Annotated in this window: 2 protein-coding genes (1 of these 2 running past the window's edge); both read left to right on the top strand. The window is 68.5% G+C overall.

All coding sequences use genetic code 11. From position 1 onward, the window contains the following. A complete protein-coding gene (locus K9S39_RS12055; protein WP_248863346.1) occupies positions 1-4,743 on the top strand; it encodes a non-ribosomal peptide synthetase in 4,743 nt (1,580 codons plus the stop codon). Beyond that, a protein-coding gene (locus K9S39_RS12060; RefSeq protein ID WP_248863347.1) for a non-ribosomal peptide synthetase crosses the window boundary here: on the top strand, positions 4,740-13,555 show its start. Its footprint extends 10,597 nt past the window's final position; the window shows 8,816 of its 19,413 coding nt (coding positions 1-8,816); the start codon lies at positions 4,740-4,742; its stop codon lies off the right edge, out of view. Before K9S39_RS12055 ends, K9S39_RS12060 begins: the two co-directional genes overlap by 4 nt.

Below are 13,555 nucleotides of genomic sequence, written 5' to 3' on the forward strand. Positions count from 1 at the left end.
ATGACTGAAGTTGCGAAGGATGTGCTGCCGCTCCTGGCGGCTCAGTCGGGTGTGTGGGTTGCCCAGAAGATGGATCCGGCCAGCCTGACCTACAACGTCAGTCAGTACGCCGAGATCGACGGCACGATCGATGTGGCCCTGCTGGAACGCGCCGTGAAGCAGGCGCTGTCCGAGACGGAGGCGCTCCGCATCCGGATCGTGGAGGACGACCGCGGCATCGGGCAGACGCTGGCCTCGGAAGCCGCCTGGCGCCTGTCCGTCGTCGACGTGAGCGGCGAACAGGACCCGAAGGCCGCGGCAGAGGCATGGATGCGCGATGAGATGAGCCGGCCCTTCGACCTGACGGCCGGCCCCCTCTTCACCAGTGCCCTCTTCAAGATATCCGGCCAGAAGTTCTTCTGGTATCAGCGATGCCATCACATCGCCATGGACGGATACAGCTCGGGCCTCGTCGCACGCCGGGTCGCGACAATATACACGGCGCTCGCCGAATCAGGTGCGGATTCCCATGCGGACCCTGAAGCGGAACCTGATACAGAACCCAACAAGGAATCGACCAACTTCGGCTCGCTATCGCGACTCATCGAAGAAGACCTCTCCTACCGGAATTCCAGCCAGTTCGAACACGACCGCGCACACTGGGCCGAGCAACTGTCCGACCGCCCCGAACCGGTCACCCTCGCAGACGGCGCCGCCCCCGCAGCGGACGTCTCCCTCCGCGAGTCGACCCGCCTTCCGGTCGAGCCCTTGGCAAGGCTCTGCGCGCATGCCGGGCTGGCGTGGTCCGCGTGGTCGGGCGCCGTCATCGCACTGAGCGCTGCGTACGTGAGCAGGCTCACCGGCGCGACGGACGTGACGCTGGCCCTGCCGGTGACGGCGCGCAATACGGCCGTACAGCGACGCACTCCGGGAATGCTGTCGAACATTCTCCCCCTCCGCCTCACCGTCGCCCCCGAGATGACGATGTCGGAACTGATCACGGAGGTTTCGCACGAAGTGCGCAACGTGCTTCGACGGCAGCGCTACCGACAAGAAGACCTGCGTCAGGATCTCGGACTCCCCGTCGGCCAGCGCCTATTCGGCCCGCTCGTCAACATCATGTCGTTCGACACCGAATTGGACTTCGCGGGGCAGCGCGCCGTTGTCCACCACCTCGCCAACGGGCCGGTGGACGACCTCGCGATCACCGCGTACGGCGGGTCGGGCGCCCAGGGAGTACGGTTGGATTTCGACGCCAACCCGTCGCTGTACACCCGGAGCGAAATAGCCGAGCACCAGCGGCGCTTGGTCGGGCTGCTGGAGACGGTCGCCGCTGAGCCCAACCTGCCGATCGGGCGGCTGGACGTCCTCATACCCGAGGAGCGTCACCGCGTTCTGGTGGAGTGGAACGACACGACACGGCCGGTGCCCGACGCCACGCTTCCGGCCCTCTTCGAGGCGCAGGCCGCCAAGACCCCGGGCGCGGTCGCCGTTGCGTGCCAGGGCGAGGAGCTGACGTACGCGGAGCTCAACACCCGCGCCAACCAGCTCGCGCGCCTCCTCGTCCAACAGGGCGCAGGGCCCGAGCAGTTGGTGGCGATGGCGCTGCCGCGGTCGCTGGACTTGATCGTGGCACTACTCGCGGTGCTCAAGTCCGGCGCGGCCTATGTGCCCATCGACCCGGGCCATCCGGCCGACCGCATCGCCCACATGCTGCAGGACGCCAACCCGGCCGCAGTACTCACCACGGCAGAGACCGCCGCTGCGCTCCCCGAGCAGGGCCAGAACACACGGCGCGTCCTCCTGGACCAGACCTCCCTGCACCACCTGCCCGGCGCCGACCTGACCGACGGCGAGCGGACCGCGCCGCTGACGGCGAGCAGCCCGGCGTACGTCATCTACACCTCCGGCTCCACCGGACGCCCCAAGGGCGTCGTCGTACCCCACCGGGCACTGACCAACTTCCTGACCTCCATGCAGGATCGCTTCCAACTCGACGAAAACGACCGCCTTCTGGCCGTCACCACCGTCGCCTTCGACATCGCCGCACTAGAGCTCTACCTCCCCCTTCTGACCGGCGCCCGGACCATCCTCGCCTCCCACGAAGCAGTACAGGACCCGCAGGCCCTGCGCGCCCTCGCCGACGCCACCGGAGCCACCACCCTCCAAGCCACCCCCAGCCTCTGGCGCGCCCTCATGACCGACACCGGCACCGGCCCCGGCCACCAACTAGCCGGCATCCGCGCCCTCGTCGGCGGCGAAGCACTCCCCACCGACCTCGCCCGCACCCTCACCACCCACACCACCTCGGTCACCAACCTCTACGGCCCGACCGAAACCACCATCTGGTCCACCGCCCACCCCATGGACACGGCACCCACCACCACACCCTCGATCGGCCGACCGATCGCCAACACCCGCACCTACGTCCTCGACGCAGCCCTGCGCCCCGTCCCCACCGGCGTCGCCGGCGAGCTCTACATCGCCGGCACCGGCCTCGCCCACGGCTACCACAACCGCCCCGCCCTCACCGCCGAGCGGTTCGTCGCCGACCCGTACGGCGAACCCGGCACGCGCATGTACCGGACGGGAGACTTGGCGCGCTGGCGCGCCGACGGCACCCTCGAATACCTCGCCCGCGCCGACGACCAGGTCAAGATCCGCGGCTTCCGCATCGAACTCGGCGAGATCGAGTCCGTCCTCGCCGAACACCCCGACGTCGCGCAGGCCGCGGTGATCGTGCGCGAGGACCGCCCCGGCGACCAGCGCCTGACCGCCTACGTCGTCGGTACGGACAACACCGAGCCCGGCACCGCCGCGCTCCGCACCCACCTCCAGCAGCACGTCCCGGACTACATGGTCCCCGCGGCCTTCATGACGCTGGACGCTCTCCCGTTGACGCCGAACGGCAAGCTCAACCGCAAGGCCCTGCCCGCCCCGGACCTCAGCGCAGACAGCACCGGCCGCGCCCCGCGCACACCACAGGAGCAGACCCTCTGCGCAGTGTTCGCCGAGATCCTCGGCCTCCCCCAAGTCACCATCGACGACAACTTCTTCGACCTGGGCGGCGACAGCATCCTGTCGATCCAATTCGTCTCCCGGGCGCGCCAGGCAGGCTTCGTTCTCACACCGCGGGACGTCTTCCAAATGAAGAACGTCGAGGGGCTGGCGACGATCGCAGAGGCGGCGACTGACAACACGTCAGAAGATCCGGACGCAGGAATCGGGGAGTTCCCGCCCACCCCGATCATGCATTGGATGCGCGGCAGGGGTGAGTCGTCAACCGACCACTTCCATCAGGCGATGGTCGTGCGGACCCCGAAGGGGCTCACTGTCGACCACCTGACGACCGCCATGCGCGCCGTGGTCGAACACCACGACACCTTGCGCATGCGCGTCAACCCACGGGCGGGTGGTAGTGGTTGGTCTCTTGAGGTGCAGCCGAGAGGGACCGTCGACGTGCATACGCGCGTCGTCCGTGTCGACGTCGCCGGGTACGACGACGAGAAGTTCCGGTCGGCCGTCACCGACCGTGTCGACGAGGCCGTCGAGCAGCTGAATCCGGAATCTGGGGTCGTGTTCGCGGCGGTGTGGTTCGACGCCGGGCCGGACCGGCCGGGCCGACTGCTCTGGGTGATCCACCACTTGGCCGTGGACGGCGTTTCGTGGCCCATCCTCGTTCCGGATCTGGCCACGGCGTGCAGTGCGGCGATGGCCGGCACGGCGCCCGTTCTGGCCCGGCCGGTCACGTCGTTCCGCACCTGGGCGAATGAGCTCAGCAGCGCTGCCGCGCAGCCGGAATGGCTGGCCAGTCTGCCCCATTGGACGGACATTCTCAGCACTCCCGATCCACAGCTCGGAGCCGTCGCCCTCGATTCCGGGCGGGACACCAACGGAACGACGCGGGACATCACTCTCTCGATGTCCAAGGAGCATACCGACCTGCTCCTGACAACGGTGCCGACGGCCTTTCACGCCACGGTCAACGACGTACTGCTGACCGCTTTGGCCGTCGCGCTCTCGGAATGGCGCCGACGGCACACGGGCGTCGACGAATCCGCCGTTCTCCTGGATCTGGAAGGTCACGGCCGAGAAAGCGTCGCCGAGGGAATCGACCTTTCCGGCACCGTGGGCTGGTTCACCAGCCTCTATCCCGTCCGGCTCGACCCTGGCCCATTGGACCGGGACGAGGTGTGGTCGGGCGGCCCCGCGATGGGCCGCGCGCTGAAGCAGGTGAAGGAGCAGCTGCGCGACCTTCCCGGCAACGGAGTCGGATTCGGTCTGCTGCGCTATCTCAACCCGGAGACCGAAGGCGCCTTGTCCAGCCTTCCCAAGCCGCAGATCGGCTTCAACTATCTCGGTCGGTTCGAGTCGTCCGCCGGGACCGACGGAGCCAATGGAACCAATGAAGCCAATGGAACTGACGGAATCGACTGGGCGGCGGATTCGGAACTCGGCCTGATGGGCGGCGGCAATGCGGAGATGACGGTGGCGCACGCCATTGATGTCAATGCCCTTACGGAGGACCGCGCCGACGGCCCGAAACTTACGGCCCGGTGGACCTGGCCTCAGGCGCTGTTCAAGGAAGCGGATGTCCGCGACCTCGCCGAGAGCTGGTTCCGCGCCCTTGAGGCGCTGGCGACTCATTCGCAGCACCCCGACGCGGGGGGACACACTCCGTCGGACCTGTCACTGGTCGACTTGAGCCAGGACGAAATTGACGACCTCGAAATCGAATTCGACTCTGAGTTGGGGGCCTGGTGACCAGTCGACCGCGCATTCAAGACATCCTTCCGCTGTCGCCGTTCCAAGAGGGCCTGCTCTTCCATTCGCTGTATGACGCGTCCGACGCGTCCAGCGCGGACGTGTACACCGTCCAGTGGTCGTTCGACCTGGCGGGGCCGCTCGACGCGGAGGCGCTCCGAGGGGCGGCCGAGGCGATGCTGCGCCGCCACCCCAACCTGCGCGCCGCCTTCCGGCAGAGCAAGTCCGGCGAGCCCGTGCAGATCGTGCCGACCGCGGTTCCGCTCCCCTGGCGCGAGGTCGATCTCAGCGCGGAGTCGCGGGAAACGGCGGACGCCGAGTCGGACCACATTCTGCTCGAAGACCGTGCGCGCCGTTTCAACCCGGCGCGCCCGCCGCTGCTGCGCTTTACGCTGATCCGCTTCTCGGCGGACCGCCATCGCCTGGTTCTGATGAACCACCATCTGCTGCTGGACGGCTGGTCGATGCCGCTGTTCATGCAGGAGCTGTTCACTTATTACGCGAAGGGCAGCGATTTCGCGGGCCTGCCGCACGTAACGCCCTATCGGGACTACCTCTCCTGGCTCGGACAGCAGGATCAGGACACCGCCCGTAAGGCATGGGGAGAAGCGCTCGCGGGCCTGGACGGACCGACACGGGTCGCCGCGGCCGCTTCCCACCAGGTCACCGTATTCCCCGAACGCGCCGAGGTCGTGCTTTCCGCCGAGGAAACACTGACGCTGGAACAGAGCGTGCGGCAGAGCGGCCTCACGCTCAACAGCGCGATACAGGGCGCATGGGGAGCGGTCCTTTCCCAGCTCACCGGGCGCGCCGACGTCACGTTCGGTGCGACGGTATCCGGCCGGTCACCGGAACTTCGCGGCGCCGAGACGATGGTCGGGCTGTTCATCAACACCGTGCCGGTGCGCATACGTATCGATCCCGCCGCCTCTCTGCGCACCAGTCTGTCCCGCCTCCAGGACGACCAGGCGCAGCTGATGGAGCACCAGCATTTGGGGCTCTCCGACATCCACCGTGCTTCCGGTCGCAGCGAACTCTTCGACACCTGCATCGTCTTCGAGAACTACCCGCTGGATTCCGCTCTCTTCGACCTTTCCGACGCCGGTCTGCGCATTACGGCGGTCCAGTGCAAGGACGCCGCTCATTACCCGCTGCGACTGGTCGTCGTTCCGGGAGAGCGCCTCCGCCTTTGGCTGGACTACCGCCCGGACCTGTTCGACCAGGCTTCCGCGGCGCGCATCCTCGCCCAGTTGGCGCGTGTTCTGGAGGCCGTGGTCGCGACTCCCGAACTGCCCGTCGGACGCGTCGAGATCACGGGCGCGGACGAGCGGCTGCAGGTGCTGGAGACCTGGAACGACACCTCCCGCCCGGTGCCCGACGCGACGCTGTCCGGCCTCTTCGAGGCGCAGGCCGCCGAGAACCCTGATGCGATCGCTGTCACCTTCGAGGGTGAAGAGGTCTCCTACGGTGAACTCAACGCTCACGCAAATCAATTGGCGCGCCACCTGGCAGCGCAGGGTGCAGGACCGGAGCGGCGGGTGGCGGTGGCGCTGCCGCGCTCCGTCGAGCTGGTCACCGCGCTGCTGGCCGTACTGAAGTGCGGCGCGGCGTACATACCGGTGGACCCGGACTACCCGGCCGACCGCATCGCCTACATGCTCCAAGACGCCGACCCGACCGTGGTACTGACAACGGACGCGGTACGGGCGGCACTGCCCGGCAACGCCAGCGACAGCGACGACATCCCGTACATCGCCCTGGACCAGGTCTCCCTGGACCACCTGGCCGACACGGACCTCATCGACGGTGAGCGGACCGCTCCGCTGACGGCGGACTCCCCGGCGTACGTCATCTACACCTCCGGCTCCACCGGACGCCCCAAGGGCGTCGTCGTATCGCACTCCGGCATCGTCAACCGACTGCTGTGGATGCAGGACCAGTACGGACTCGCTGCGGACGACCGCGTGCTGCAGAAGACGCCGTCCGGATTCGACGTGTCGGTCTGGGAGTTCTTCTGGCCGCTCATCACCGGAGCTGTGCTGGTGGTGGCCCGTCCGGAGGGTCACAAGGACCCCGCATACCTGGCCACGCTGATCCAGGAACAGCGGGTGACGACCGCCCACTTCGTACCGTCCATGCTCCAGGTCTTCCTGCAGGAACCGGCCGCGGCCCGCTGCACCGGCCTGCGACGCGTCATCTGCAGCGGCGAGGCCCTCCCCGCCGAACTGGCCCAGCGCTTCCTCACAACGCTCGATGTGCCGCTGCACAACCTGTACGGACCCACCGAGGCATCCGTCGACGTCACCTCCTGGGAATGCCACCGCGACAACCAGGCCGCATCTGTGCCGATCGGCCGACCGGTCTGGAACACCCGGCTGTACGTCCTCGACGCCGCCCTACGACCCGTCCCCGAGGGCGTAACCGGCGAACTCTACATCGCAGGCGCACAGTTGGCCCGGGGCTACCTCAACCGCCACGCCCTGACGGCGGAACGGTTCGTCGCGGACCCATACGGCAAGCCGGGCACGCGCATGTACCGCACCGGTGACCTCGCACGCTGGCGCGCCGACGGGGCCCTTGAGTACGCCGGGCGCACCGACGACCAGGTCAAGCTTCGCGGCTTCCGCATCGAGCTGGGCGAAATCGAGTCGGTCCTGGCAGAGCGCGCCGAGGTCGCGCAGGTCGCGGTCATCGTGCGGGAGGACCGCCCCGGCGACCACCGGCTGACCGCGTACGTCGTCGGTAGGGGGGCGGGCACACGGGGCGCGGGGACACCGGGCGCGGGGACGCCTGATGCGGGGACGCCTGATGCGGACGCGCTCCGCGCCCACCTCCAGCAGCGTGTGCCGGAATTCATGGTGCCGGCAGCGTTCATGGTGCTGGACGCGCTGCCGTTGACGCCGAATGGCAAGCTGGACCGTAAGGCCCTGCCCGCACCGGAGTTGACCACTGACGGCACGGGCCGTACTCCGCGCACGCCGCAGGAGCAGAAGCTGTGCACGGTGTTCGCCGAGGTCCTCGGACTGCCCGAGATCACGATCGACGACAGCTTCTTCGACTTGGGCGGACACTCCCTGCTCGCCACCCGCCTCATCAGCCGCATCCGCTCGACCCTCGACCTCGAACTGGACATCCGAGCCCTCTTCGAGACCCCGACCGTCGCCGGCCTGAGCGAACGACTGAACCACGGCAACAGCAAGCGCCCCGCCCTGCACCCGGCAACCCGCCCCGCACAGACACCGCTGTCCTTCGCCCAGCAACGACTCTGGTTCCTCGGCCAGCTGGAGGGACCCAGCGCGACCTACAACATCCCGCTGGTCGTACGACTCACGGGCGCTCTGGACATCGACGCCCTGCGCGCGGCATTCGGCGACGTCGTGACGCGCCACGAGAGCCTCCGCACCCTCTTCCCGGAGGTCGACGGGCAACCCCATCAGCACGTCCTCGATACGCACGCCTTCGGCGACGCCGAGCACGGGCAACTGTTGACCATCGCGGAGAGCAGCCCGGAGACTCTGGACGCGGACATCGCCGCCGCGTCGCGGCACGCCTTCGACCTGACAACCGAACTGCCCGTACACGCCTGGCTGTTCAGCCAGACCAACGATCAGCACGTCCTGGTCGCCGTCGTCCACCACATCGCCGGCGACGGCTGGTCCATGGGACCGCTGGCCCGCGACGTCGCCACCGCCTACACAGCCCGCCTCGAAAACGAGGCACCGCAGTGGACTCAGCTCCCCGTCCAGTACGCCGACTACACCCTGTGGCAGCGCGAGACACTCGGCGGTGAAGACGACGCCACCAGTCTCATTTCCGCCCAGCTCGACTACTGGAAGACGGCCCTGGCCGACCTCCCCGACCAGCTGGAACTGCCCACCGACCGGCCCCGTCCGGCCGTCGCCTCGCATCGCGGCGACACCATCCCGCTCACCCTCAGCCCGGAGCTCCACCACCGCCTGACCACCCTGGCCCAGGCACGCCAGGCCAGCCTCTTCATGGTCATCCAAGCCGGCCTCACCGCGCTGCTGACCCGGCTCGGCGCAGGCACGGACATCCCCATCGGCACCCCCATCGCCGGACGCACAGACGAAGCCCTCGACGACCTCATCGGCTTCTTCGTCAACACCCTCGTCCTGCGCACCAACACCGCCGACAACCCCACCTTCGACGAACTGGTCGACCGGGTCCGGGAGACGGACCTTGCTGCCTTCTCCCACCAGGACCTGCCCTTCGAGCGCTTGGTAGAGGTCCTCAACCCGGCCCGCTCCATGGCCCGCCACCCCCTCTTCCAGGTCATGCTGGCCTTCCAGAACGCCCCGGCATCCGACCTGACCATGCCCGGCCTGACCACCACCGTCGACCCCATCGACGCAGGCGCAGCCAAGTTCGACCTCTCCCTCAGCCTCAGCGAGCTCTTCACCGCCGACGGCACCGCCCAAGGCATCACCGGCACCCTCGAATACGCCACCGACCTCTTCGACCACAAGACGGCGGAACAGATCACCGAACGCCTCATCCGCCTGCTGGAAGCGGTGACCGCAGACCCGCAACTTCCCATCGGACAGGCCGAGATCCTGACTCCGGACGAACGGCAGCAGGTCCTGATTGAGTGGAACGACACCTCGCGTCCGGTGCCCGAGGACACGTTGCCCAGCCTCTTCCAGGCACAGGTCGCCAGGACTCCCCACGCGATCGCGGCCGTCTTCGACAGCGAAGAGATCACCTACCGTGAACTTAACGACCGCGCCAACCGGTTGGCGCGGCTGCTGGTCAAGCAGGGCGCGGGCCCGGAGCGGCTGGTGGCGGTCGCGCTGCCGCGCTCGCTGGACTTGATCGTGGCGCTGCTCGCGGTGCTCAAGTCCGGTGCGGCCTATGTGCCCATCGACCCCGGCCACCCGGCCGACCGCATCGCCTACATGCTCCAAGACGCCATGCCGACAGTGGTGTTGACCACGGACGCGGTACGGGCGACGCTTCCCGGCAACGACGGCATCCCCCACATCGCCCTGAATCAGGTCTCCCTGGGCCATCTGGCTGACACCGACCTGACCGACGGCGAACGGACAGCTCCCCTGACGGCGGACACCCCGGCGTACGTCATCTACACCTCCGGCTCCACCGGACGCCCCAAGGGCGTCGTCGTACCCCACCGGGCACTGACCAACTTCCTGACCTCCATGCAGGAACGCTTCCAACTCGACGAAAACGACCGCCTCCTGGCCGTCACCACCGTCGCCTTCGACATCGCCGCACTAGAGCTCTACCTCCCCCTCCTGACCGGCGCCCGCACCATCCTCGCCTCCCACAAAGCAGTACAGGACCCGCAGGCCCTGCGCGCCCTCGCCCACGCCACCGGAGCCACCACCCTCCAAGCCACCCCCAGCCTCTGGCACGCCCTCACCACCGACACCAGCCACTCCCTCACCGGCATCCGCGCCCTCGTCGGCGGCGAAGCACTCCCCACCGACCTCGCCCGCACACTGACGGCCCGCACCGCCTCGGTCACCAACCTCTACGGCCCGACCGAAACCACCATCTGGTCCACCGCCCACCCCCTCCACATCGCACCCGACACCTCGCCAGCCATCGGCCGACCGATCGCCAACACGCAGGTCTACGTCCTCGACGCAGCCCTCCGGCCGGTCCCGGCAGGCGTCGCCGGCGAGCTGTACATCGCGGGCAATGGCCTTGCCCGGGGCTACCTCAACCGCCGCTCTCTCACCGCCGAGCGGTTCGTCGCCGACCCGTACGGCGAACCCGGCGCACGCATGTACCGGACGGGAGACTTGGCGCGCTGGCGCGCCGACGGCACCCTCGAATACCTCGCCCGCGCCGACGACCAGGTCAAGCTCCGCGGCTTCCGCATCGAACTCGGCGAGATCGAGTCCGTCCTCGCCGAACACCCCGACGTCGCGCAGGCCACGGTCATCGTCCGCGAGGACCGCCCCGGCGACCAGCGCCTGACCGCGTACATCGTCGGTACGGACGCGGGAACGCCGGACACGGCCGCACTCCGCGCCCACCTCCAGCAGCGCGTGCCCGACTACATGATCCCGGCCGCCTTCGTGGCCCTCGACGCGCTCCCGCTCACCCCGAACGGCAAGCTCGACCGCAAGGTCCTCCCCGCCCCAGACCTCACGGCGGACAGCACCGGTCGCGCCCCGCGCACGCCGCAGGAGCAGAAGCTGTGCACGGTGTTCGCCGAGGTCCTCGGACTGCCCGAGATCACGATCGACGACAGCTTCTTCGACCTGGGCGGACACTCCCTGCTCGCCACCCGCCTCATCAGCCGCATCCGCTCGACCCTCGACCTCGAACTGGACATCCGAGCCCTCTTCGAGACCCCGACCGTCGCCGGCCTGAGCGAACGACTGAACCACGGCAACAGCAAGCGCCCCGCCCTGCACCCGGCAACCCGCCCCGCACAGACACCGCTGTCCTTCGCCCAGCAACGACTCTGGTTCCTCGGCCAGCTGGAGGGACCCAGCGCGACCTACAACATCCCGCTGGTCGTACGACTCACGGGCGCTCTGGACATCGACGCCCTGCGCGCGGCATTCGGCGACGTCGTAGCGCGCCACGAAAGCCTCCGCACCCTCTTCCCGGAGGTCGACGGGCAGCCTTACCAGCTCGTCCTCGCCCCCGACCAGGCCCGCCCGGAACTGACCATCGCGGACAGCACCCCGGACACCCTCGACGCCGACATCGCCGCCGCGTCGCGGCACGCCTTCGACCTGACAACCGAACTGCCCGTACGCGCCTGGCTGTTCAGCCAGACCAACGATCAGCACGTCCTGGTCGCCATCGTCCACCACATCGCCGGCGACGGCTGGTCCATGGGACCGCTCGCCCGCGACGTCGCCACCGCCTACACAGCCCGCAGCAAGGACCAGACCCCCGACTGGGTCGAACTTCCGGTCCAGTACGCCGATTACACCCTGTGGCAGCGCGAGACACTCGGCGGTGAAGACGACGCCACCAGTCTCATTTCTGGCCAGCTCGACTACTGGAAGACGGCCCTGGCCGACCTCCCCGACCAGCTCGAACTGCCCACCGACCGCCCCCGCCCCGCCATCGCCTCACACCACGGCGACACCATCCCACTCACCCTCAGCCCGGAGCTCCACCACCGCCTGACCACCCTGGCCCAGGCACGCCAGGCCAGCCTCTTCATGGTCATCCAAGCCGGCCTCACCGCGCTGCTGACCCGGCTCGGCGCAGGCACGGACATCCCCATCGGCACCCCCATCGCCGGACGCACAGACGAAGCCCTCGACGACCTCATCGGCTTCTTCGTCAACACCCTCGTCCTGCGCACCAACACCGCCGACAACCCCACCTTCGACGAACTGGTCGACCGGGTCCGGGAGACGGACCTTGCTGCCTTCTCCCACCAGGACCTGCCCTTCGAGCGCCTGGTAGAGGTCCTCAACCCGGCCCGCTCCATGGCCCGCCACCCCCTCTTCCAGGTCATGCTGGCCTTCCAGAACGCCCCGGCATCCGACCTGACCATGCCCGGCCTGACCACCACCGTCGACCCCATCGACGCAGGCGCAGCCAAGTTCGACCTCTCCCTCAGCCTCAGCGAGATCTTCACCGCCGACGGCACCGCCCAAGGCATCACCGGCACCCTCGAATACGCCACCGACCTCTTCGACCACAAGACAGCGGCACACATCGCCGAACGCCTCATCCGCCTGCTGGAAGCGGTGACAGCAGACCCTCAACTTCCCATCGCGCAGGCCGAGATCCTGACTCCGGACGAACGGCAGCAGGTGCTGGAGGGGTGGAACGACACTGACCGCCCCCTGCCCGACGCGACGTTCCCGGCCCTCTTCGAGGCACAGGCAGCCAAGACCCCTGACGCCATCGCCGTCGCCCTCGAAGGCGGAGAGCTCACCTACGCGGACCTCAACACCCGCGCCAACCAGCTCGCACGCCTCCTCATCCAACAGGGCGCAGGACCAGACCGGTTCATCGCCGTAGCACTCCCCCGCTCGGCCGACCTGGTCACCGCACTGCTGGCCGTACTCAAGTCCGGCGCCGCCTACATGCCCGTCGACCCGGGCTACCCGGCCGACCGCATCGCCTACATGCTCCAAGACGCCAGCCCGGCAGCGTTCCTGACTACGCAACTGCTCGCAGCAACGCTTCCCGACCAGGAGCAGAGCACGCCGCGCATCCTGCTGGACCAGGTCTCCCACAAGCACCTGTCCGGTGCCGACCTGGCCGAGGGTGAGCGGACCGCGCCGCTGACGGCGGACACCCCGGCGTACGTCATCTACACCTCCGGCTCCACCGGACGCCCCAAGGGCGTCGTGGTGCCGCATCGTGGCCTGGCCAACCAGGCACAGTGGACCCAAGCCGAGTTCGGTGTCGGCACCGGGGACGTGATGCTCGCGCGGACCTCGATCGGCTTCGACGTCTCCCTCTGGGAGATCTGCCACCCCCTCGCCGCAGGCGCAGCCGTCTGCCCGGCCCCCGACGAGGCCACCCACGACCTGCGTGACCTGCTCGATTACGCCGAACAGCACCAGGTCACCCTCGCCTCCTTCGTCCCCTCCCTCCTCACCACCCTCCCCACCGACCTCGGCCCGGGCTCCCTGCGCCAGGTCTTCTCCGGCGCTGAAGCTCTGCCCACCGCGCTCGCCCATCGCATCACCGCCCAGTGGAACCTCCCGCTGGCCAACCTCTACGGCCCCAGCGAAACCACCATCCAAACCACCGCCCACCACAGCGGCATCGAAAGCGGCAGTGACCAGGCCGCCACTGCGCCCATCGGGCATCCGGTCTGGAATACCCGCACCTACGT

The sequence above is a fragment of the Streptomyces halobius genome, assembly GCF_023277745.1.
Taxonomy (GTDB): Bacteria; Actinomycetota; Actinomycetes; order Streptomycetales; family Streptomycetaceae; genus Streptomyces; species Streptomyces halobius.